Below are 21,744 nucleotides of genomic sequence, written 5' to 3' on the forward strand. Positions count from 1 at the left end.
GACGCCCGGGGAGGGGACGCGCGTCACACCGGCGTGTGGTTACGCGCGGTCCCGGTCGCCGCCTAGGGTCAAGGCCATGTTCGCTGCCTACGCCGCCCGAATCGACCGCGACCAGCCCCTGAACGGCCTCGAGTTGGGCGAACGCCCCGAGCCCGAGGTGCGTCCCGGCTGGACCACCGTCACCGTCAGGGCCGCCTCGCTCAACCACCACGACCTGTGGTCGCTGCGCGGGGTCGGACTGCCCGAGGAGAAGCTGCCGATGATCCTCGGCTGCGACGCCGCCGGGATCGACGAGGACGGCAACGAGGTCGTCCTGCACTCCGTCATCGGCCAGTCCGGCCACGGCGTCGGACCGGACGAGCCCCGCTCGATCCTCACCGAGCGCTACCAGGGCACCTTCGCCGAGCGCGTCACCGTCCCCCGCTGGAACGTGCTGCCCAAGCCGAAGGAGCTCTCCTTCGAAGAGGCCGCCTGCCTCCCCACCGCCTGGCTGACCGCCTACCGGATGCTCTTCACCAACGCCGGGGTCCGCCCCGGCGACTCGATCCTCGTCCAGGGCGCCGGCGGCGGCGTCGCCACCGCCGCGATCGTCCTCGGCAAGGCCGCCGGCCTGCGGGTCTTCGCCACCAGCCGGGACGAGGCCAAGCGGAAGCGGGCCGTGGAACTCGGCGCGATCGAGGCGTACGAGCCCGGGGCCCGGCTGCCGTACCGGGTGGACGCCGTCATCGAGACCGTCGGCGCTGCCACCTGGTCGCACTCGGTCAAGTCCCTGCGTCCCGGCGGCACCCTCGTCATCTCCGGCGCCACCAGCGGCGACCGCCCCTCGCACGCCGAACTGACCCGGATCTTCTTCCTGGAGCTGAAGGTGGTCGGCTCCACCATGGGCACCAAGGACGAGCTGGAGGACCTCCTCTCCTTCTGCGCGGCCACCGGGATCCGCCCGGTGATCGACGAGGTGCTGCCGCTGGACCGGGCCCGCGAGGGCTTCGGGAAGATGGCCGCCGGCGACCTCTTCGGAAAGATCGTGCTGACGACCTCTTGATACGGGTCGGTCGACCTGATGGGATCTCCGGCACGTGAAACGTGAACAACGCTCACTTCCCCGTGCCGGAGGCCTCCGTGTCCCGCTTGTCGCGCACCACCCTCGTGGCGACCGCCGTCGCCGCCTCCCTGCTCGCCACCCTCGCCCCCACCGCCACCGCCACCGCAGCCCGCACCGGTGGCGATCCCGGCGCGGACGGGATCCCCGACCTCACCGACTCCCGGGGCCGCGTCCTCACCCTGCGCGGCTGGAACGTGGAGGACAAGGCCAACCGCGGTGACGCCGCCCTCTCCGCCGTGACGGAGAAGCACTTCCGCGACATGCGCGCCAAGGGCTACAACTTCGCCCGCCTCCTCGTCTTCTGGGACGACCTGGAGCCCCGGCCCGGCCACTACAGCCAGACCTATCTGCGCAAGATCGAGCGCATCCTCGACTGGGCCGAGAAGCACGACGTCAAGGTGCTGCTCGACGCCCATCAGGACGTCTTCGGCCCCGCCTTCGGCCACCGGGGCATCCCCGCCTGGGCCACCAGGACCGACGGACTGCCCTTCACCCCGCACCCCGACGACTGGTTCTCCGAGTACTTCGAGCCCGCCGTCCAGCGCGCCTTCACCCACCTCTACGAGGACGAGGACCTCCGCCGCGCCCAGGCCCGCATGTGGCGGGTGCTCGCCGACCGCTTCGACGACCACCCGGCCGTCCTCGGCTACGACCCCCTCAACGAGCCCATGGGGGAACTCCGCGAGGGCGAGGACCTGCCCACCGCCGCCCGCCGCATCGAGCGCGAGCAGCTCACCCCCATGTACAACCGGATCGCCGACTCCATCCGCGAGGCCGACCGGGACGCCTGGATCTTCGTCGAGCCCACCCCGATCGTCGGCGAGGGAGTGCCCACCGGCCTCGGCCGGATCGACGACCCGAAGGTCGTCTACGCCCCGCACTTCTACAACACCGGCATGGAGGCGGGCGCCGACTACGACCCCGCGGCCGGATGGATCGAGAGCTACGAGCAGGCCGTCACCCTCTACCCCAAGGAGTACAAGGTCCCCGTGGTGGTGGGGGAGTGGGGCCCGCTCAACAACTCCCTGCCGAACATGAACCGCTTCTACCGCGAGGCCATGGCCTCGCTCGGCCGCTACACCTCCGGCTGGGCCGGCTACGTCTGGTGCTACGGCGGGGGCTACTGCGCCGTGGACGGCACCGGCGCCTTCCGCACCAACAAGGAGCTGACCGCCGAGCCGTACCCGGAGGCCGTCGCCGGCCGGGTGCGCTCCGCCGCGTACGAGCCGGGGACCGGCGTCTACCGCCTGGAGTACGAGGCCGCGGGCCGCCGCGGCTCCCGCGTCACCGAGCTGGCGCTGCCGTCCGGCGACTGGAAGGTCGCGGCCCGCGGCGCGCTCGTCCTGCGCGACCGGGACCGAGGCCGGGTCCGGGTCCTCGCCGCCCCGGGCGCCCGGGTCACCGTCACCGTCACCCGGACCGGTCCGGCGGCCCGCTGACCCGGCGCGGCGGGCCTCCGCTCAGGACTCCGCGCGGGGGCGGAGCATCCCGGTGATGCGGACGGCCGCCGTGGCCAGGTGCTCACGGGCCCGGGCGAGCTGGGCGTCCGTCACGCCGTGGTCGCGGGCCGCGTCCCGCACCTCGTCCCGGAACCGGTCGAGCAGCCGGTCCAGGTCCCGGGCCGGGTCGCCCGACCCCGCCGCGTCCCACGCCCAGGACGGGGCCCCGGCCTCCCCGGCCGCGTCCGGCGGGGTCACGTCCGCCAGGGGCGCGTCGACCGGCGACGTGCCCGCCGCGCCGGTCCGGGCCCTGGGGTGGCCCGAGACGAGGTCGCCCAGCTGGGCGGTGATCCCCGACAGGCCCTCCCGGACGCTCTGCGGCCACTCGCCCTTGGCGAAGCGGTTCTGGACCTCCTCCTGCACCTGCTGGGCGACCCGCTGGAACTCGCCGGCCCGGAGCGTCGCCGAGCGGGCCTCCTCCTTCGCCTGCCGGGCCTGCTCCTTCCACTCCCGCTTGGCCTTGCGCAGCTCCTCCTTGACCTCGGCGAAGGAAGCCCCCTCCGCGGTCCGGGTCCGGCTCGCCGCCGCGCGCATCTCGCTGCGCACCCGGCCCGCCGCACCCCGCACGTCCTCGCGGATCTCGGCGGCCAGCTCCGAGACGGAGTCCCGGATCTCCCGCTCCAGAGCGTCGAGTTCGGCGTCCCGGCCGGCCAGCTCGGCGCGGCCCGCGTCGGTGAGCGAGTAGACCTTCCGGCCGCCCTCGCTGGTGTGGGTGACGAGCCCCTCGGCCTCCAGCTTGGCCAGCCGCGGGTAGACCGTGCCGGCCGAGGGGGCGTACAGGCCCTGGAAGCGCTCCTCCAGGAGCCTGATCACCTCGTAGCCGTGACGGGGGGCCTCGTCGAGCAGCTTGAGGAGGTAGAGGCGGAGTCGGCCGTGGGCGAAGACGGGGGACATGTCAGAGCACCTTTCCGGGCGCGGGGGCGGAGGAATCGGCGGAGGCGTCCGGCGCCTCGGGGGTGTCAGGGGCCTCGGGACCCCCGGGACCTCCGGGACCTCCGGGGCCGTCGGGGTCCTCGGCGGCCTCCGGGCGGCGGAGGAGGGCGATCGAGCCGGAGACCGTGGTCGCCCTGAGCGTGCCGCTGCCGGCGCCGAGGGTCCCGGAGAGGGACTTGGCGCCCCACTCGCCGCCCACCCGCAGGTCCTCGAAGGCGTTCGACACCGCGCCGCTCGTGGTGCTCGCCTCGACCCGGGCGTCCGCCGGGTGCGGCAGCCGGACGGCGACCTCGCCGGAGACGCTGGTGAGCCGGATGTCGGCCGGCGGCGCCCCGGCCGGCGCCGGGTCCAGGTCCAGGACCATGTCCCCGCTGACAGTCTCCGCCCGCACCGCCGAGCCGGAGCCCTCGATCACGGTCACGTCCCCGGTCACCGAGACGATCCGCAGCGCTCCGGTCACCGACTGGGCCTCCAGGGGGCCGGAGACGCTCTCCGCGCGGACCGGGCCGGAGAGCCCGAGCAGCGTCGTGGACCCGGTCACCCCGCGCACCTCGGTGCGGCCGCGCAGACCGGAGACCACGGTGTCCGCCGTGACCGCCCCGACCTCGACCTCGGCGCCGGCCGGCACGGCGACCGAGACCACCGCCCGCCGCTTGTGGGCCCTGCTGTCGATCCACTTGAGGAGGCCCTTCCAGTGCAGGTCCTCGTAGGTCACGGTCAGCGTGGAGCCCTCCTGGGTGACGATCAGGGGCGGGCCCTCGATCTCCGCGATCTCCACCCGCGCCGTGCTCTCGTCGGTGCCCACCACGTTCACCGCGCCGCCCACGACGCGGACGCGCAGCCGTGTCACGGGGTCGGCGGGCGCGAGTTTCACCGGCTCGGTGACGGACCACTCGGTCATGGTGCTGACCTCCCGTTTCTCGAAGCTCTCGTCGAGCGGCGCCCGGCGACGCAACATATCGCGACACCCTGTCGCGACTTCGAGATTCACGATATATCGCGGTGTGAGGGAGTCAACCCTGATTCCACCCTGACAGGGTCGGTGCAATCACCGCCGTACACGGACAAACTGGCCTAGCGTAGGGCCATGAACGCGACATCCGGACCGCGTCCCGCCGGGGCGCTGCTGCTGTGCCGAGCCGATCCCCCGGCGGTCCGGCCGCCCGCCCAGCTCCTGCGGGAGCCGCTGCTCCTCGCCCCCGCCGGCGCCGACTGGAGCGTCCTCGTACCGGAGGGGAAGCCGTGGCAGGGCGGTGAGGAGCCGGTCGAGCGGGTCGTCACCGGCTGGGCCACCGCCCTCGCCGTCTCCGCGGCCGGCTGGCCCGTCCTCGCCCTCTGGTGGGACGGGGACCGCGCCGGGGTCACCCTCGCCGCCGGCTTCCGCCGCACCGTCGGCTACACCTGGCTCGCCGACGGCACCCCGGCGGGCGAGGACGAGGCCGTGCGGACCCTCGCCGAGCGCCTCGCCCTCGACCCGGTCCTCGACGTCCAGGCCCTGGAGCCGCTCACCCTCCCCGACCCCGAGGCCGACTCACGCACCCGCCTCCTCGGCCTCGTCGCCGTCCTCGCCCGCACCGGTCTCGAACTGCCCCCCGGCATCGACCCCGGCGAGCCCGCCGACCGGCTCCGCGAGGCCGCCCGCGCCGCCGGCGCCGAGGAGACCGAATGGCCCGGCTGGCGCGACGCCGTCCGCGCCGAGCTCGACGTCGTGGAGGAGGGCCCCCTCGGCCCGTACGTACGCGGCCCCAGGGCGCGCGCCCTCGGCGGCGTCCAGCTCGCCGCGGGCGTCCCGCTGCTCCTGTGGGGGCTCGGCCGCCGCAGCGGCGGCTGGGCCGCGGCGGGAGCCCTCCTGGTCGCCCACGGCGCCGCGGGCCTCGCCTACGACCGCCTCCGCGCACACTGACCCGCGCGCACCGGTCCACACGCGCTGACCGGCGACCACCGGTCCGCGCACACTGACCCGCGACCACCGGTCCGCGCGTACCGGCCCGCACGTGCTGACCTCCGAGCACGCCGAAGGCCCCTCCCGCCCGGGAGGGGCCTTCGGCGTCTGTCCTGCTCGGCTTCTGTCCTACTCGTCGTCGTCCTCGTCGTCGAGGCGGGCCAGCCAGGTCGCGAGGCGCTCGACCGGCACCTCGAAGTCGGGGTTGAGATCGACGAAGGTCCGCAGCTGCTCGGCGAGCCACTCGAAGGTGACCTCCTCCTCGCCGCGCCGCTTCTCCAGTTCCTCGATGCCACGGTCGGTGAAGTACATGGGATCCAGGATAGGCCGCCCGGACAGGCCGGAGGCCCGGCACCCCGAGGGGTGCCGGGCCTCCGCGCGAGGCGCCGACGTCAGGCGTCGAAGACCTCGTTGACCAGCTGCTGCTGCTCCGCCTGGTGACGCTTGGCCGAGCCGACCGCCGGGGACGAGGAGTGCGGGCGGGAGATCCGGCGCAGGCGCTCGCCCGCCGGGATGTCCGCGCCGACCGCCAGGTCGAGGTGGTCGATCAGGTTGAGCGCGATGAACGGCCACGCGCCCTGGTTCGCCGGCTCCTCCTGCGCCCAGATGTACTTCGCCGCGTTCGGGTACTTGGCGATCTCGGCCTGGAGCTCGGCACCCGGCAGCGGGTACAGGCGCTCCAGACGGATGATCGCGGTCTCCGTGTCGCCGCGCTTCTGCCGCTCTGCCTCCAGGTCGTAGTAGACCTTGCCGGCGCAGAAGACGACCTTGCGGACGGCCGCCGGGTCGACGGTCGAGTCGCCGATGACCGGGCGGAAGCCGCCGGTGGTGAACTCCTCCACCTTGGACGCCGCGGCCTTCAGGCGCAGCATCGACTTCGGGGTGAAGACGATGAGCGGCTTGTGGTGCGGGTTGTGCACCTGCCAGCGCAGGAGGTGGAAGTAGTTCGACGGCAGCGTCGGCATGGCGACCGTCATGTTGTCCTGGGCGCACATCTGGAGGAAGCGCTCCGGGCGGGCGGACGAGTGGTCCGGGCCCTGGCCCTCGTAGCCGTGCGGGAGGAGCAGGGTGACGCCGGAGGTCTGGCCCCACTTCTGCTCGGCCGAGGAGATGAACTCGTCGACGACGGTCTGCGCGCCGTTGACGAAGTCGCCGAACTGCGCCTCCCAGATCACCAGGGAGCTGGGGCGGGCCAGCGAGTAGCCGTACTCGAAGCCCATCGCCGCGTACTCGCTGAGCAGCGAGTCGTAGACGTTGAAGTGGGCCTGGTCCTCGGCGAGGTAGAGCAGCGGGGTGTAGTCCTCGCCGGTCTCCTGGTCGACGAGCACCGCGTGGCGCTGGCCGAAGGTGCCGCGGCGGGAGTCCTGGCCCGAGAGGCGGACCGGGGTGCCCTCCATCAGCAGGGAGCCGATGGCGAGGGTCTCGCCGAAGCCCCAGTCGATGGTGCCGTCGTCGATCGAGGCCGCGCGGCGCTGGAGCTGCGGCAGCAGACGGGAGTGGACGGTGACCCGCTCCGGGATGCTGACCTGCGACTCGGCGATCCGCTTCACGACCTCCGCGGAGACCGCGGTGGTGACGGCGACCGGGAACTCCGCCTGGGCGTCCGGGACGGTCGTCGCGGCCGGCGCGGCGGTGGCCTCGCGGACCTCCGCGAACACCTTCTCCAGCTGGCCCTGGAAGTCCTGGAGCGACTGCTCCGCCTCTTCGAGGGTGATGTCGCCGCGACCGATGAGCGACTCGGTGTAGAGCTTGCGCACCGAGCGCTTCTTGTCGATCAGGTTGTACATCTGCGGGTTGGTGAACGACGGGTTGTCGCCCTCGTTGTGACCGCGGCGGCGGTAGCAGATGAGGTCGATCACGACGTCCTTGTTGAACGTCTGGCGGAACTCGAAGGCGAGCCGCGCGACGCGGACCACGGCCTCCGGGTCGTCGCCGTTCACGTGGAAGATCGGAGCCTCGATCATGCGGGCCACGTCGGTGGCGTACATGGAGGAGCGGGACGACTCGGGAGCCGCCGTGAAGCCGACCTGGTTGTTGATGACGATGTGGACCGTGCCGCCGGTGCGGTAGCCGCGCAGCTGCGACATGTTCAGGGTCTCGGCCACCACGCCCTGGCCGGCGAAGGCCGCGTCGCCGTGGAGGGCGACCGGCAGGACGGTGAAGTCCGTGCCGCCCTTGTTGATGACGTCCTGCTTGGCGCGGACGACGCCCTCCAGGACCGGGTCGACCGCCTCCAGGTGGGAGGGGTTGGCGACCAGGGAGACCTTGATCTCCTCGCCGTCGAGGCCGGTGAAGGTGCCCTCGGCGCCCAGGTGGTACTTCACGTCGCCGGAGCCGTGCATCGACTTCGGGTCGAGGTTGCCCTCGAACTCGCGGAAGATCTGCGCGTACGACTTGCCCACGATGTTCGCGAGGACGTTGAGGCGGCCGCGGTGGGCCATGCCGATGACGACCTCGTCGAGGCGGGACTCGGCGGCGGAGTCGATGACCGCGTCGAGCAGCGGGATGACGGACTCGCCGCCCTCCAGGGAGAAGCGCTTCTGGCCGACGTACTTCGTCTGCAGGAAGGTCTCGAAGGCCTCGGCCGCGTTCAGGCGGCGGAGGATGCGGAGCTGCTCCTCGCGCTCCACGCGCGCGTGGGGACGCTCGACGCGGTCCTGGATCCACTTGCGCTGCTTCGGGTCCTGGATGTGCATGAACTCGATGCCGGTGGTGCGGCAGTACGAGTCGCGCAGCACGCCGAGGATGTCGCGGAGCTTCATCATCGACTTGCCGGCGAAGCCGCCGACCGCGAACTCCCGCTCCAGGTCCCACAGGGTGAGGCCGTGCTCGGTGATGTCCAGGTCGGGGTGCTTGCGCTGCTTGTACTCCAGCGGGTCGGTGTCGGCCATGACGTGGCCGCGGACCCGGTAGGAGTGGATCAGCTCGAAGACGCGGGCGGCCTTGGTGACGTCGTCGTCGTGCGAGGCGTCGATGTCCTTGAGCCAGCGGACCGGCTCGTAGGGGATCCGCAGCGACTTGAAGATGTCGTCGTAGAAGCCCTGCTCGCCGAGGAGGAAGTTGGCGACGATGCGCAGGAACTCGCCGGAGGCGGCGCCCTGGATGACCCGGTGGTCGTAGGTCGACGTCAGGGTCATGACCTTGGAGATGCCGAGCTTGTTCAGGGTGTCCTGGGAGGTGCCCTGGAACTCCGCCGGGTAGTCCATCGAGCCGACGCCCATGATGACCGACTGTCCGGGCATCAGGCGCGGGACGGAGTGGACGGTGCCGAGGCCGCCGGGGTTGGTCAGGGAGACCGTGACGCCGGTGAAGTCCTCCATCGTCAGCTTGCCCACGCGGGCGCGCTTGACGATGTCCTCGTACGCCTGCCAGAACTCGAAGAAGTTGAGCGTCTCGGCCTTCTTGATGCCCGCGACGACGAGCTGGCGGTCGCCGTTCGGCTTCACCAGGTCGATGGCGAGGCCGAAGTTCACGTGCTCCGGCTTGACCAGGGTCGGCTTGCCGTCCTTCTCCGCGAAGGAGTAGTTCATCGACGGCATGGCCTTGATGGCCTGCACCATGGCGTAGCCGATGAGGTGGGTGAAGGAGATCTTCCCGCCCCGGGCGCGCTTCAGGTGGTTGTTGATGACGATCCGGTTGTCGAAGAGCAGCTTCACCGGGACGGCGCGGACGGACGTGGCCGTCGGCATCTCCAGCGAGGCGTTCATGTTCTTCGCGACGGCGGCGGCCGGGCCGCGGAGCGTGATCAGCTCGGGGCCGGCGGGCGCCTCGGCGGCCGGGGCGGCCTGGGCGGGCGCCGGAGCGGCGGCGGCCGGGGCCGGCTTCACGGCGGCCGGGGCGGCGGCGGGCTTCGCCGGGGCGGCCGGAGCCGGCGTCGCGGCCGGAGCCGGGGCGGCGGGCGCGGCCGGGGCGGGGACGGCGGCCGTCGGAGCGGCAGGCGCGGCCTGTGCGGGGCCCGCCTGCGGCGCCGAGGGCGCGGTCGTGGTGGCGGCCGGGGCGGACGGGGTCTCCGCCGCACCCGGCTTGTAGTCGGCGAAGAAGTCCCACCAGGCACGATCGACCGAATTCGGGTCCTGGAGGTACTGCTGGTAGATCTCGTCGACGAGCCACTCGTTGGCACCGAAGGCGGCTGCGGGGCTCACGCCACGCCCGTCTTGGTCGGCCGGGGAGCTCGGGGTACTGGGGGACTGAGACGACACGGCGGCAACCGCCCTCTTCCGCTTCGCAAGGTGATGGACAGCGGAAATAAAGGCTACGCCTGTCTCGGCGGGACGCGCAGGCCGGGCACTCCAACGTCGCGCAAGTCACACTTGACGGGGTGTTTCGACGCCGTGAATGGCGGGAAACAAGCGTGGTTCCGCATCGGTGAGGGTACGGAAAAGCGCGGGCTACGGCCTCCTTCGGCCGCACCCTGACCACGTCCTGCCACTGATCACGCAGAACGTTCGCTTCCGGTTCGAACCCTACGTCAATCGCGGAGGGGAAGACTGCCCGGAAGGGTGACCCGGATGCGGCACCCGCGTGAAGATTCGGCCACGCCGATCCCGCCACCGTGGAGATCCACCGCCCAGCGCGCGATCGCCAGACCCAGGCCGGTGCCGCCGTCGCTCCCGGGCCCCTGCCGGTCCGGGGCCGTGCCCCGGTTGAACCGCTCGAAGACCTTGTGGCGCTCCGACTCCGGGATGCCCGGACCCTCGTCCTCGACCACCAGCTCCAGCGACTCCGGGTACGGGCCGCGCCGCGCCCGCACGGTCACGCGGCCGTGCGGCGGGGAGTGCTTCACCGCGTTGTCGATCAGGTTCGCCATCACCTGGTGCAGCCGCTCCACGTCCGCGTGGGCCGTCAGGTCGGACGGCGACACGTCCAGGTGCAGGTGCACGTCCGTACGCCGGTGCAGACCGGACGTCGACGGCAGCCCGCGCTGCGCGGCGGCCAGGTTCGCCTCCCGCAGCACCCCCGACAGATAGGGCCACACCTCGAAACGGCGCGCCCGGAGCTGTACGACACCGTTGTCGAGCCGCGACAGGTCGAGCAGCGTCTCCACCAGCCGGCCCAGCCGCTCCGTCTGCTTCAGCGCCGAGCGCATGGTCTCCGGATCGGCCTCCGAGACCCCGTCGACCACGTTCTCCAGCACCGCCCGCAGCGCCGCGATCGGCGTGCGCAGCTCGTGCGAGACGTTGGCGACCAGTTCCTTGCGATGCCGGTCCACCGCCTCCAGGTCGTCCGCCATCCGGTTGATCGTCGAGGCCAGGTCGCCCAGCTCGTCGCGCCGGTCCGCGCCCCGCACCCGCCGCGAGAAGTCGCCCCGCGAGATCGACCCCGCCACCGTGTTCATCTCGTCCAGCGGCGCCGTCAGCGACTGCGCCACGAACTGCGTGATCAGCAGGGTCGCGATCATCGCGAAGATCGTGATGTACCGGAACTCGGTGGACGTGCGGATCGCCACCAGGGCCAGTCCCGAGGTCAGCAGCACCGCGCCGACGACCAGCGCCCCCAGTTTCGTCTTGATCGAGATCGCGATCCGGCGCCTGGACCCCCCCGGGCGCCGCCCCGGCCGGCTCACGGCGCCGGGGTCTCCAGCGCGTACCCGACGCCGTGCACCGTACGGATCCGCTCGGCGCCGATCTTGCGGCGCAGCGCCTTGATGTGGCTGTCCACGGTCCGGGTGCCGGAGGCGTCCGCCCAGTCCCACACCTCCGCCAGCAGCTGCTCCCGGGAGAGCACCGCGCGCGGGGTGCCGGCCAGGCACACCAGCAGGTCGAACTCGGTCGGCGTCAGGTGGACGTCCTCCGCCCGCACCCGGACCCGGCGCTGCGCGTGGTCGATCTCCAGCTCGCCCAGGCGCAGGATCCCGCTGCGCGGGGTCACCGCGGCGAGCGCGGCCCGCTCCACCCGGCGCAGCAGCACGTGCACCCGGGCGGCCAGCTCGCGCATGGAGAAGGGCTTCGTCATGTAGTCGTCGGCGCCGACGCCCAGCCCGACCAGCATGTCGGTCTCGTCGTCCCGGGCCGTGAGCATCAGCACCGGCACCGGGCGCTGGGCCTGCACGCGCCGGCAGACCTCCAGGCCGTCGAAGCCGGGCAGCATCACGTCGAGGACCATCAGGTCCGGCTGCCACGCCTCGGCGGCCTCCACGGCCGCGGGGCCGTCGGTCGCCGTCTGGACCAGGAAGCCCTCCGCGCGCAGCCGGGCGGAGACCGCCTCCACGATCGTCGCGTCGTCCTCGACGACCAGGACGCGCCGCTGGGCCCCCGGAGTGGCCGCACCCTGGTGAGTGGTGTGTGTCTGCTCCATTGCCCCGCCTCGCGTCGCCGATGTCGGTGCAGCAGCCTAGAGGTACCCGCGGCGTCCCGGCTACGCAGGACGGATGCCGAGGTGGACCACGTCCGGGACGCCCCGGGCAACGGGGACCTCTTCCGTCCGTACCCCGCTGAACCCGGCATTCCGCAAGGACTCTTCGAAATCGGCGGACGGCCGGGCCGACCAGACGGCGAGCACCCCGCCGGGGTTCAGCCGGGCGGCGCACGACGCCAACCCCCTTGCCCCGTAAAGGGATTCGTTGTCCTCGGTGACCGTCCAGTCCGGTCCGTTGTCGATGTCGAGGCACAGGGCGTCGTAGGTGTCGGTGGAGGTCTCCAGGTGCGCCACCAGGTCCGTGTGCAGGATCACGGTCCGCTCGTCGGCGAGGGCGCGGCCGGAGAGCGAGGCGAGCGGGCCGTTCCGGTGCCAGTCGATGATCGCCTCCTCCCGCTCGGCCACCGCGATCCGCCCCCAGCGGGGATCCGCGGCGGCGTGCGCCAGGGAGAAGCCGACGCCGAGCCCGCCGATCAGGACGGACGCGCCGGTCCGCACCGGCTCGGGCAGCGCCTCCATCGCCGCGTCCACGAGCAGCCGCTCGGAGCGCCCGTCGGAGGTGTCCATCAGGAAGGTGCCGTTGGCGATGATCTCGAAGTCGGTGCGGTCCCCGGCGTCCCGGCGCCGCAGGACGACCTCTCCGTACGGGCCCTGGCGGCGGTCGAGGGTGACGGGGCTGTTCATGGGCGGTCACTCCGTGTCTCGTCGTGCGGTACGCGTAGTCCCGGCCATCCTCGCCGAGCCCGCCCGCCCGCGACAAACACGTTACGAAGTCGCGGAGTGACGCTGCGCCCCGCCGGACGGGGCCCCGGCGGCCCGGGGGAGCCGGGGGCGGCGGGACCCCGGCGCGCGGGGCCGCCGGGGCCCGGGACCCGGGTGCGCGGAGCCCGGGCGCCCGGACCCGTCAGGGGCGCGGGGCCTCGCGCTCCACGTACCGCTGGACCGCCTTCAGCTCGCGCCTGGCGTCGACCGGGGTGCCGTAGGTGCGGTCCCAGGTGATCGGGGCGACGGTGACGTGCCCCTTGCCCAGCAGCCAGGTGGAGTCGGCGTCCTCGCGGTTCTCGGCGCACTCGACCCCGTCCCCCTCGCCCCCTTCGCACAGGCCGAGGGCGATGTCGAAGGTGTCGCCCGAGCCGCGCTGTTCGTACGCGTGGTAGGCGACCGCCCCGTCGCCGACCCGGGTCCACACCGGGGCCCCGGCCTTCCGGCCGGCGCTGACGTCCGGGTAGTCGACCTTCAGGGCGAAGGCGGAGGTCAGCAGCCCGCGCTCCTTGAGGCCCGCGACGAAACGGGCGCCGAGCTCGGCGTGCGCCCGGTAGTTCTCGCGCGGGAAGTGCAGCTGGCTCTCGTCGCCGGAGGAGGAGAAGGCGATCGCCGGGACGTCCTGGTCGATCGCGGCGACGGCCGCGCCGACCGTGCCCGAGTCGTTGACGCTCGCGGCGACGTTCGGCCCCGAGTTGATGCCGGTCAGCACCAGGTCGGGGGCGCCCCGCCAGCCGGCCTTGGCCGCCAGGCCGCCGCGCAGCGCCAGCTTCACGGTGTCCGCCGGGGTGGCGCCGGGGGAGTCCGGCGCGCAGCCGCCCTCGGCGACGCACACGCCGAAGACCGCCCCGCCGGAGGGCGCGCCCGCGCAGTCGTCCTCGTACCCGGCGGGCAGGGCGGTACGGCGCTGGACGGTGAGCGCGCCGCCGTTGGTCACGGCCGTGCCCTTGCCGGACTGCACCTGCCAGGGGGCCATCACGACGACGTCCGCCCCCGCGGCGCACATCGCGCGCCGCAGCTCGTAGAGGCCGAGGCCGTCGGAGTTGCTCGCCTTGGCGGCCCTCATGGAGTCGTCGTTGGAGAGGAGGATCCGCAGGCCGGCGAGCGGGCGCGACGGGGGTGCGGTCCGGTCCGCGGTCCGGTCCGCGGCGGGAGTGCTCGCGTGGGCGGTGGCGCCCAGGCCGGCGAGTGCGACTGCTGCGGTCAGCGCGACGGTGCGGCGCATGGCGGTGCGTCCTTTCATGGGCATGACAGATCGGAAGGGATCCGGGGCCCGGCCCCCCACGGGCGGGCCCCGGATCGTCCGAGGGGGCGTCAGGACCCCCGCGGTCCGGGGCCGGATCCCCCGTCCCGGGCCCCGTTCCGGATCCCCCGTCCCGGATCCGCCGTCCTTGGATCCGTCGTCCGGTCTCCCGGATCGGGCTCCGGGCCGTGCCCGGGGCCCGCGCGGGGCTTTCCCGGTGCGGTGCCGGCCTCGGCGGGCTCAGGCTAAGTGCGAAAACCGAGTGGGTACTAGGTTTGTCACGTGTGAGCCGGATCACGTCCCCGGGAGCCCGTGCGCGGCCGCGGCTAAGGTGGCCGCATGCCGGAGAAGAAGGTCGCCGCGCCCGCCAAAAGCCCAGCTCGCGGCAGTTACGCCGTCGGTGACGCCCGCCGCCGGCTGATCCTGGAGACCGCCGTCGACCACTTCGGGAAGTGGGGCTTCCACGCCTCCTCCCTCGCCCGCATCGCCCACGACTGCGGCATCACCCAGGGCGGCCTGCTGCACCACTTCCGCAGCAAGGAGGACCTGCTCCTCTCGGTCCTCGCGCAGAGCGAGGAGCACGACGTCGAGCGCCTGTTCGCCGTCGAGCCGGAGTCGTACGCGGCCTTCCTCGACGCCCTGGTCCGGCTGGTCGAGGACAACACCCGGCGCCCCGGCATCGTCCGCATGTTCAACGTCCTCGTCGGCGAGTCCGGGAACGCCGGCCACCCCGCCCACGCGTACTTCAAGGAGCGGTACGCGCGCGTGCTCGCGTACAGCGTCGAGCGCCTGGAGGAGGCCGTCCGCCGCGGCGAGCTCCGGCCCGGCATCGACTGCCGGGGCATCGCCGAGGAGTACCTCGCCGTCATGGACGGCCTCCAGATCCAGTGGGCCCTCGCCCCGGACTCCCTCGACATGCCCGCCCGGGTGCGGGACTACCTCCGCCGCCAGTACGCGGCGATCCGGGCCGCCGACGCGTAGGCCGCCGCGCCCGGCCCTCCGGCGCCCGGGCCCGCGAGGGCCGCGCGGCCACCGGGGAGGTCGGCGGCGGCTCGCGGGAAGCCGCCGGCGGCTCACGGGGAGGTCGGCGGGCCGCCCCCGGGGAGGGCGTCGAAGACGCGCTGGAGGGCGGCGGGCCGCTCGCCGTCGCCCGCGAAGACCGTCCGGTCGTGGTGCGTCACGGCGTACCGGAAGCCGTCGGCCACCGGCCGCCCGCCCGGCCGCTCGGGCACGCGCGCGTAGGCGGGGTCCTCGAGGGCGGCCCGCAGCTCGGCCAGCTCCTCGGCGCCCATCCGCCCGGTGCGCGGCTCCCCGCCCCGGGACGTCAGGGTCCAGGAGCCGTCCTCCCGCACCATCAGCCGGTTGTCCACCCCGGCGAACCCGCCGCTCACCCCGACCTCGACCAGCACCGCCCCGGACCGGGGGTCCGCCGTCGTCCCCTCGGTCCCCGGGGCGGTCCCGGTGCCCGCCGGGCCGGCCGTGCTCGCCGTGCCCCCGCCCCCGCCGGCCGCCGGCCCGTCGGCATCGGCGCAGCCGCCGACCCCGACGACCAGCGCCGCCACCACCAGGGGCACCGCGCCCCACGCCCGCCCGCGCCCGAACCGCCGCTCCGCACCACGCTCCATGCGCCCGAGCATGCCCGCCCCGGCCCTCCCGCGCAGCCGGAACGCGCGGGGGTGCGGGCGGGCTTCGGGGGTGATCGCTCAGAGCGAACAAAGCGCGGGGAACAATCGTGGGCTCACATGCATTGAGTCGGCATAGCTCAACTTGACTGCCGAAGGGGAGATCATGGCTTCTGAGTCCAAGCCGTCCGTGCCGCTGACGCTGCCTGTGCTGCCGCTCGACGACGAGGTCGTGCTGCCTGGCATGGTGGTGCCGCTCGACCTGTCCGACAACGACGTCCGGGCCGCCGTGGAGGCGGCGCAGGCCGCCGCCCGGGGCGGCACGGGGAAGCCCCGGGTGCTGCTGGTGCCCCGGGTGGACGGGACGTACGCCGCGACCGGTGTGCTCGGGATCGTCGAGCAGGTGGGGCGGCTCTCGGACGGGGACCCGGGGGCGCTGATCCGGGGGATCGGACGGGTGCGGATCGGGGCCGGCACGACCGGGCCCGGCGCGGCGCTGTGGGTGGAGGGGAGCACGGTCGAGGAGAGCGTGCCCGACCCGCTGCCCGGAGCCGTGACCGAGCTGGTCACGGAGTACAAGGCGCTCGTCACCAGCTGGCTGAAGAAGCGCGGCGCCTGGCAGGTCGTCGACCGCGTCCAGCAGATCGACGGCGTCGGCGCGCTCGCCGACAACTCCGGCTACTCGCCCTTCCTCACCGTCGAGCAGAAGGTCGCGCTCCTGGAGGCCGCCGACCCGATCGCCCGCCTCCGGCTCGCCACCGCCCAGCTCCGCGAGCACCTCGCCGAGCAGGACGTGGCCGAGACCATCGCCAAGGACGTCCAGGAGGGCGTCGACAAGCAGCAGCGCGAGTTCCTGCTCCGCCGCCAGCTCGAAGCCGTCCGCAAGGAACTGCGCGAGCTCAACGGAGAGAAGGACGGCGAGGAGTCCGACGACTACCGCGCCCGCGTGGAGGCCGCCGACCTGCCCGAGCAGGTCCGCGAGGCCGCCCTCAAGGAGGTCGACAAGCTGGAGCGGTCCAGCGACCAGTCGCCCGAGGGCTCCTGGATCCGGACCTGGCTCGACACCGTCCTCGAACTGCCGTGGAACGAGCGGACCGAGGACCGGTACGACATCCAGGGCGCCCGGGCCGTCCTGGACGCCGAGCACGCCGGCCTGGAGGACGTGAAGGAGCGCATCACCGAGTACCTCGCGGTCCGCAAGCGGCGCTCCGAGCGCGGGCTCGGCGTCGTCGGCGGGCGGCGCGGCGGCGCCGTGCTGGCCCTCGTCGGGCCGCCCGGCGTCGGAAAGACCTCGGTCGCCGAGTCCGTCGCCCACGCCATGGGCCGGAAGTTCGTGCGCGTCGCCCTCGGCGGCGTACGGGACGAGGCCGAGATCCGCGGCCACCGGCGGACGTACGTCGGCGCCCTGCCCGGCCGGATCGTGCGGGCGGTCAAGGAGGCCGGGTCGATGAACCCCGTCGTCCTCCTCGACGAGATCGACAAGGTCGGCTCCGACTACCGCGGCGACCCCGCCGCGGCCCTGCTCGAAGTCCTCGACCCGGCGCAGAACCACACCTTCCGCGACCACTACCTGGAGGTCGAGCTCGACCTCTCCGACGTGGTGTTCCTCGCCACCGCCAACGTGCTCGAAGCCATCCCCGAGGCGCTCCTCGACCGCATGGAGCTGGTCCGCCTCGACGGCTACACCGAGGACGAGAAGATCGTCATCGCCCGCGACCACCTGCTGCCCCGGCAGCTGGAGCGGGCCGGCCTGGAGCCCGGCGAGGTCGTCCTGGAGGAGGCGTCGCTGCGGAAGCTGGCCGGCGAGTACACCCGGGAGGCCGGCGTCCGGACCCTGGAGCGGGCCGTCGCGCGGCTGCTCCGCAAGGTCGCGGCCCAGCACGAACTCGGCGACCGCGAGCTGCCGTTCACCGTCACGCCCGAGGACCTGCGGGCCCTCATCGGCCGGCCGCACCACGTGCCCGAGTCCGCCCAGGACCCGGCCGAGCGGCGTACGGCCGTCCCCGGAGTGGCCACCGGCCTCGCGGTGACCGGCGCCGGCGGCGACGTCCTCTTCGTGGAGGCGTCCCTCGCCGACCCGGAGACCGGCGCCGCCGGGCTGACCCTCACCGGCCAGCTGGGCGATGTGATGAAGGAGTCCGCGCAGATCGCGCTCTCCTTCCTCCGCTCGCACGGCGCGGAGCTGGAGCTGCCCGTGACCGGTCTCAAGGACCGGGGCGTGCACATCCACTTCCCGGCGGGCGCGGTGCCCAAGGACGGCCCGAGCGCGGGCATCACCATGACGACCGCACTGGCCTCGCTGCTCAGCGGCCGTCTGGTCCGCACCGACGTGGCCATGACCGGCGAGGTCTCCCTCACCGGCCGGGTCCTGCCCATCGGCGGCGTGAAGCAGAAGCTGCTCGCCGCGCACCGGGCCGGCATCACCACCGTGGTCATCCCCAAGCGGAACGAGGCCGATCTGGACGACGTCCCGGCCGAGGTCCTGGAGAAGCTGGAGGTCCACCCGGTGACGGACGTCCGGCAGGTCCTGGAGATCGCCCTGGCCCCGGCGGAGGTCCCGGTCGTGGCGGCCGCCTGACCCGTGCCCCGCGGGGCCCCCGGCACGCACGCGTGCCGGGGGCCCCGTCCGTTCACGCCGGGGTCGTACGGCGCACGGCCTCGACGATCACCGAGGCCAGCGAGGGATCGCCCGCGTGGGCGGCCCGCTGGAGGTCCGCGCCGGTGCCGCGGGCGAGCAGCCGCGCCACGCCCGCCTCGGCGCGCTCGCGGTCGCCCGCCTCCTCCAGGGCGGGGCGCACGTGGTCGAGCAGGGCGTGCAGCACCTCGCCGGCCGGCCGGGGCCGCCAGCTGCGCGGGTCGAGGAGCTCGCCGCCGAGGCCGTACCTGCTGGCCCGCCAGGCGGCGAGCCGCAGCACCACCGTCGAGACCGGGTCGGGGAGCAGGCCCCGCCGCCACTCCCGGGCCGCGGTCTCCACCAGGGCGCGGCCCAGCACCGCCAGCAGGACGGTGTCCTCCAGGTCCAGGCAGACGTCGCCGACCCGGATCTCCACCGTCGGGTAGCGGCGGGAGAGCCGGGCGTCGAAGTAGACCATGTGGTCGTCGATCAGCACGTCGCTGGCGAGCATCTCGCGGGTGGTCCGCTCGTACGCGTCCACGTCGCCGTACAGCTCGCTCGGGCCGGACATCGGCCAGCGCTGCCACAGCTGGTGGCGCCAGCTGGCGTAGCCGGTGTCGACGCCCTGGCAGTAGGGGGAGTTGGCGCTGAGCGCGAGGAGCGGGGCGAGCCACGGGCGGATCCGGTCGAGGACGCCGACGCCCTCCTCGGGCGAGGAGAGGTGGACGTGGACGTGGCAGGCGCAGGCGAACTCCTCGTCCACGAGGCGGGCGTACCGGTCGTGGATCCGCCGGTAGCGGTCGTCCGGGGTGAGCAGCGGGCCGAAGTCCACGGGCGCGGTCGCGAGCGCCGCGACCGCCACGCCGGCCTCCTCGGCCGCCGCGGCCGCCGCGAGCCTGGCCCGGCGCAGCTGGTCGGCGAGCTGGGAGGTGGTGGTGCAGGGGGCGGTGCCGATCTCCAGCTGCTCGGAGTACAACTCGGGCTTCGCCGGCTCCGGCCCCCCGGTCCGCGGCCCGGCGTCGGCGTGCCAGGCGGCGATCTCGGTGACGGTGCCGGCGAGGGGCTGGGGGAGTCCGGTCTCGGGGTCGACCAGGAGGAGCTCCTCCTCCACGCCGAACGTGCGCAGCCCTTCCCCGCGGTGGTAGACCCACCGCTGCTGGTTCCGCATGGAGCGCTCTCCTTCACGGGCGGACGGTGGTGCGCTGACGGTCGTTCGAACAGACTTTTCAGCAAGGCTGTCCACGAACCGCCCGGCTTCCACCCTTCCTCCCGCAGATGACGCGAAATCGCCCCCCGGAGCGGACTCCGGGGGGCGAGGTGGGCGGGAGGGGGGAGGGCGGGCTTCCCCGGGGGCGCCGGAGGGGTGGGCGGACCCCCGTCCCGCCCTCCCCCTCCCGCCCGCCTCCGGCTCCTAGGAGGCGGAGGAGTCGCGGCGGCGGCCGAGGAGCAGGCTGCCCGCGCCGAAGACGGCGAGCGCGCCCGCGCCGGCCAGGGCCATCGGCAGCGGGGAGCCCGGCGCCTCGGTGGCCTCGGCGGAGAGCGCCGGCGGCTGCTCGTCGCCGCCGTGGCCCGCGTGGCTCACCGTGGACAGCTCGGCGCCGGCGGCCAGTTCGGCCTCGGTGGGCGCCTGGGCCTTCGGCGCGGCGGCGGGGGCGGCGGCCGTGCCGAAGGTGACGTCCGAGCAGCTGTAGAACGCCTCGGGGCTGTCGTTGCGCTGCCAGACCATGTAGACGACGTGGCGGCCGGTGCGGGCCGGGAGGTTGCCGGTGAAGGCGTAGTAGCCGTCGGTGGCGGTGCGGGGGGTGTTGTACACCGCGACCGGGGTGGCGTCGAGGTCGGCCCACTTCAGCGGCTGCGTCGGGTCGAAGCCGGCCTTGGTGAGGTACATCGTCATCGTGCCGGAGTGGGCGGCGGTGGCGCGGATCTTGAAGCCGAAGGAGCCGGCGCTCACGGCGGTGGCGGGCCAGTCGGTGCGCGCCCAGTCCAGGGCCCGGTACTTCTCGCGGTTGGCCGAGCAGAGCTTGCCGTCGGGGATGAGGGCCTTGTGGTTGCCGTCGGCGTTGGCGATGTTGACCTCGTTCCAGTCGTACAGCGGCTGGGTGCCGGAGTCGGCGACGAGGTCCTTGCACACCTGCGAGTCGGGGCTCTCGGGGCCCTCGGCGTAACAGGCGGCGATCCGGCTCACGGGGTTGAAGACGGCCCCGTGGGCTGCGGCGGTGGTGGGGGTGAGGCCGACGAGGGCGGCTGCGGCGGACAGGGCGGCGACGCCGGCGGCGGTACGGCGGGTGGACGGCATGCGGGGGCTCTCTCTCGTGCGTGGGGGAGTACGGAACGAGCAACGCGCGCGGGGCACACGGAAGTTGAATCCGGGGCGACCGGGGTAGAGACTCGCATTGGTCCATACCAATGGGCAAGGGGATGCGCGGAAAAAGCCCCTGAGCACGCGGAACGGCGGCCCCGGGGGTGCCGCCGCACCCCCGGAGCCGCCGTCGTACGGGCCCCGCGTCAGCCGTTCGCGAGCGCCTGGACCCGCGAGAGGTCGCCGTTGAAGTGGTTGTGGTCGCCGACCGTCGGGCCGGACGAGGTGTACTGCCACATCGTGTAGTACGGCCAGCCGGCCGGGAGTTCGCCGACCTCGGAGGCGTACCGCGCGATCCACAGCGGGTTGGTGGTGGCGAAGCCGGAGTAGTTGCCGGTGCACTGCTTCCACCAGCTGGTCGCCGTGTAGATGACGGCGTCACGGCCGGTGCGGGCCTTGTAGCGGTTCACGAAGTCGCGGATCCAGGTGACCATTCCGGCCTGGGTCTTGCCGTAGCAGGCGGCGCCGTACGGGTTCCACTCGATGTCGAGGACGCCGGGGAGGGTCTTGCCGTCCTTGGACCAGCCGCCGCCGTTGTTGACGAAGTAGTCGGCCTGGGCCGCGCCGGTGGTCGTGTCCGGGGTGGCGAAGTGGTACGTGCCCCGGATCATGCCGACGTTGTACGAGCCGTTGTACTGCTGCGTGAAGTAGGTGTTCTTGTAGTACGTGCCTTCCGTCGCCTTGACGTAGGCCCACTTGACGCCGCTGTTCCACAGCGTGGACCAGGCGACGTTGCCCTGGTGGCTGGCGACGTCGACGCCCTCCGTCCAGGTGGCGAGGGTCGAGACGCCGCCGGGGGCGGCGGCGCCCCGCCCGTCGTGCTCGAGGACGCCCATCCCCATGTGGGCGGTGCCGCGCGCGGGGACGGCGGCGCGGTCGGCGGGGTCGGCGGCGCCGGCCTGGCCCGCGAGCGGCAGGACGAGGGCGGTGGCGGCGAGGCCGGCGAGCAGGGGGGTGGAGACGGATCTGCGCACACGCATGGCGTGACTCCCGAGGGGTCGGTGGGGGTGGTGTGGACATGTCAGTCACGTGCTCGACGGCGACTCTACGCACGTAGACAGCGGGGGTGGAAGAGGGTCCGGGTTCCGCCGTTGGTCTACTCCTGCGAAATACTGAAGGAGCTGCGGCGATGCCCGCCGGAGCGGGAAACTTTCAGCCGACGAAACACGCGTGGGAGGTGCGGGGTGCGCGCAGGCGGTACGACCGGTGAAGGCGGCGCCACGCCCGGGCGGCCCCCGGCCGGCCGGGCCCCCGCGCCCGGGAGGACCCCGGGTGACAGGGCGTCCGCGCCCGGAACGCCCCCCGGCGACCGGC

General features: G+C 73.5%; 17 protein-coding genes. 5 read left to right on the forward strand and 12 right to left on the reverse strand.

Going from position 1 to position 21,744, the window contains the following annotated elements:
- Nucleotides 1–76 precede the first annotated feature (76 nt).
- Nucleotides 77–1,042: a zinc-binding dehydrogenase gene (locus ACFW6A_RS08710; RefSeq protein WP_351848869.1), complete on the forward strand. Its 966-nt coding sequence runs from the start codon at nucleotides 77–79 to the stop codon at nucleotides 1,040–1,042.
- 77 nt (nucleotides 1,043–1,119) lie between these two features.
- A complete protein-coding gene (locus ACFW6A_RS08715; protein ID WP_386639499.1) occupies nucleotides 1,120–2,541 on the forward strand; it encodes a cellulase family glycosylhydrolase in 1,422 nt (473 codons plus the stop codon).
- Between the two features lie 21 nt (nucleotides 2,542–2,562).
- Here ACFW6A_RS08715 and ACFW6A_RS08720 read toward each other — a convergent pair whose 3' ends face one another.
- Nucleotides 2,563–3,495: a helix-turn-helix transcriptional regulator gene (locus ACFW6A_RS08720; protein WP_351848875.1), complete on the reverse strand. Its 933-nt coding sequence runs from the start codon at nucleotides 3,493–3,495 to the stop codon at nucleotides 2,563–2,565.
- 1 nt (nucleotide 3,496) lies between these two features.
- Nucleotides 3,497–4,435 (reverse strand): DUF4097 family beta strand repeat-containing protein, encoded by a 939-nt coding sequence (locus ACFW6A_RS08725; protein ID WP_351848914.1) that lies wholly within the window; start codon nucleotides 4,433–4,435, stop codon nucleotides 3,497–3,499.
- 186 nt (nucleotides 4,436–4,621) lie between these two features.
- Between ACFW6A_RS08725 and ACFW6A_RS08730 the strand changes: the two genes are divergently transcribed.
- Nucleotides 4,622–5,437: a hypothetical protein gene (locus ACFW6A_RS08730; protein WP_351848879.1), complete on the forward strand. Its 816-nt coding sequence runs from the start codon at nucleotides 4,622–4,624 to the stop codon at nucleotides 5,435–5,437.
- A gap of 168 nt (nucleotides 5,438–5,605) precedes the next feature.
- On the opposite strand, the gene ACFW6A_RS08735 is transcribed toward ACFW6A_RS08730, so the two are convergent.
- The 6 genes from ACFW6A_RS08735 to surE form a co-directional block, all read right to left on the reverse strand.
- Nucleotides 5,606–5,788, reverse strand: a complete 183-nt coding sequence (locus ACFW6A_RS08735) for a DUF6104 family protein (RefSeq protein ID WP_019075209.1) — start codon at nucleotides 5,786–5,788, stop codon at nucleotides 5,606–5,608.
- An 80-nt stretch (nucleotides 5,789–5,868) separates the two neighbouring features.
- Nucleotides 5,869–9,675, reverse strand: a complete 3,807-nt coding sequence (locus tag ACFW6A_RS08740; RefSeq protein ID WP_386639503.1) for a multifunctional oxoglutarate decarboxylase/oxoglutarate dehydrogenase thiamine pyrophosphate-binding subunit/dihydrolipoyllysine-residue succinyltransferase subunit — start codon at nucleotides 9,673–9,675, stop codon at nucleotides 5,869–5,871.
- Between the two features lie 269 nt (nucleotides 9,676–9,944).
- On the reverse strand, nucleotides 9,945–11,039 hold the full coding sequence (locus ACFW6A_RS08745; protein WP_351848885.1) for an ATP-binding protein: 1,095 nt from the start codon (nucleotides 11,037–11,039) through the stop codon (nucleotides 9,945–9,947).
- Entirely contained in the window at nucleotides 11,036–11,770 is a 735-nt protein-coding gene (locus ACFW6A_RS08750) for a response regulator transcription factor (protein WP_351848887.1), read from the reverse strand. Before ACFW6A_RS08750 ends, ACFW6A_RS08745 begins: the two co-directional genes overlap by 4 nt.
- Nucleotides 11,771–11,830: 60 nt before the next feature.
- A complete protein-coding gene (locus tag ACFW6A_RS08755) occupies nucleotides 11,831–12,514 on the reverse strand; it encodes a spermidine synthase (RefSeq protein ID WP_351848890.1) in 684 nt (227 codons plus the stop codon).
- A 220-nt stretch (nucleotides 12,515–12,734) separates the two neighbouring features.
- Nucleotides 12,735–13,817 carry a 5'/3'-nucleotidase SurE gene (gene surE / locus ACFW6A_RS08760; protein ID WP_386639507.1) on the reverse strand — a complete coding sequence of 361 codons (1,083 nt, stop codon included), beginning with the start codon at nucleotides 13,815–13,817 and terminating at the stop codon, nucleotides 12,735–12,737.
- A gap of 357 nt (nucleotides 13,818–14,174) precedes the next feature.
- Between surE and ACFW6A_RS08765 the strand changes: the two genes are divergently transcribed.
- On the forward strand, nucleotides 14,175–14,816 hold the full coding sequence (locus ACFW6A_RS08765; protein WP_351848896.1) for a TetR/AcrR family transcriptional regulator: 642 nt from the start codon (nucleotides 14,175–14,177) through the stop codon (nucleotides 14,814–14,816).
- A gap of 92 nt (nucleotides 14,817–14,908) precedes the next feature.
- On the opposite strand, the gene ACFW6A_RS08770 is transcribed toward ACFW6A_RS08765, so the two are convergent.
- A complete protein-coding gene (locus ACFW6A_RS08770) occupies nucleotides 14,909–15,460 on the reverse strand; it encodes a hypothetical protein (protein WP_351848898.1) in 552 nt (183 codons plus the stop codon).
- Between the two features lie 163 nt (nucleotides 15,461–15,623).
- Here ACFW6A_RS08770 and lon point away from each other — a divergent pair, with 163 nt between their 5' ends.
- The gene (gene lon, locus ACFW6A_RS08775; protein ID WP_351848901.1) at nucleotides 15,624–18,035 is read left to right on the forward strand and encodes an endopeptidase La; all 2,412 of its coding nucleotides are present in this window, start codon (nucleotides 15,624–15,626) and stop codon (nucleotides 18,033–18,035) included.
- A 52-nt stretch (nucleotides 18,036–18,087) separates the two neighbouring features.
- Here the strand turns inward: lon and ACFW6A_RS08780 are convergent, their stop codons facing one another.
- The 3 genes from ACFW6A_RS08780 to ACFW6A_RS08790 all read right to left on the reverse strand — a co-directional run bounded on the left by ACFW6A_RS08780 (nucleotide 18,088) and on the right by ACFW6A_RS08790 (nucleotide 21,410).
- A complete protein-coding gene (locus ACFW6A_RS08780; RefSeq protein WP_351841486.1) occupies nucleotides 18,088–19,239 on the reverse strand; it encodes a glutamate--cysteine ligase in 1,152 nt (383 codons plus the stop codon).
- A 243-nt stretch (nucleotides 19,240–19,482) separates the two neighbouring features.
- Nucleotides 19,483–20,367 carry a lytic polysaccharide monooxygenase gene (locus tag ACFW6A_RS08785; protein WP_351841484.1) on the reverse strand — a complete coding sequence of 295 codons (885 nt, stop codon included), beginning with the start codon at nucleotides 20,365–20,367 and terminating at the stop codon, nucleotides 19,483–19,485.
- Between the two features lie 209 nt (nucleotides 20,368–20,576).
- The gene (locus ACFW6A_RS08790; protein WP_351841482.1) at nucleotides 20,577–21,410 is read right to left on the reverse strand and encodes a lysozyme; all 834 of its coding nucleotides are present in this window, start codon (nucleotides 21,408–21,410) and stop codon (nucleotides 20,577–20,579) included.
- Between the last annotated feature and the right edge of the window lie 334 nt (nucleotides 21,411–21,744).

The organism is Streptomyces sp. NPDC058758, assembly GCF_042746075.1.
Classification (GTDB): domain Bacteria; phylum Actinomycetota; class Actinomycetes; order Streptomycetales; family Streptomycetaceae; genus Streptomyces.

Coding starts and splice junctions, on each gene's coding strand:
- ACFW6A_RS08710 (WP_351848869.1), top strand. CDS start 77: ATGTTCGCTGCCTACGCCGCCCGAATCGACCGCGACCAGCCCCTGAAC.
- ACFW6A_RS08720 (WP_351848875.1), bottom strand. CDS start 3,495: ATGTCCCCCGTCTTCGCCCACGGCCGACTCCGCCTCTACCTCCTCAAG.
- ACFW6A_RS08725 (WP_351848914.1), bottom strand. CDS start 4,435: ATGACCGAGTGGTCCGTCACCGAGCCGGTGAAACTCGCGCCCGCCGAC.
- ACFW6A_RS08730 (WP_351848879.1), top strand. CDS start 4,622: ATGAACGCGACATCCGGACCGCGTCCCGCCGGGGCGCTGCTGCTGTGC.
- ACFW6A_RS08735 (WP_019075209.1), bottom strand. CDS start 5,788: ATGTACTTCACCGACCGTGGCATCGAGGAACTGGAGAAGCGGCGCGGC.
- ACFW6A_RS08750 (WP_351848887.1), bottom strand. CDS start 11,770: ATGGAGCAGACACACACCACTCACCAGGGTGCGGCCACTCCGGGGGCC.
- ACFW6A_RS08755 (WP_351848890.1), bottom strand. CDS start 12,514: ATGAACAGCCCCGTCACCCTCGACCGCCGCCAGGGCCCGTACGGAGAG.
- surE (WP_386639507.1), bottom strand. CDS start 13,817: ATGCGCCGCACCGTCGCGCTGACCGCAGCAGTCGCACTCGCCGGCCTG.
- ACFW6A_RS08765 (WP_351848896.1), top strand. CDS start 14,175: ATGCCGGAGAAGAAGGTCGCCGCGCCCGCCAAAAGCCCAGCTCGCGGC.
- ACFW6A_RS08770 (WP_351848898.1), bottom strand. CDS start 15,460: ATGGAGCGTGGTGCGGAGCGGCGGTTCGGGCGCGGGCGGGCGTGGGGC.
- lon (WP_351848901.1), top strand. CDS start 15,624: ATGGCTTCTGAGTCCAAGCCGTCCGTGCCGCTGACGCTGCCTGTGCTG.
- ACFW6A_RS08780 (WP_351841486.1), bottom strand. CDS start 19,239: ATGCGGAACCAGCAGCGGTGGGTCTACCACCGCGGGGAAGGGCTGCGC.
- ACFW6A_RS08785 (WP_351841484.1), bottom strand. CDS start 20,367: ATGCCGTCCACCCGCCGTACCGCCGCCGGCGTCGCCGCCCTGTCCGCC.
- ACFW6A_RS08790 (WP_351841482.1), bottom strand. CDS start 21,410: ATGCGTGTGCGCAGATCCGTCTCCACCCCCCTGCTCGCCGGCCTCGCC.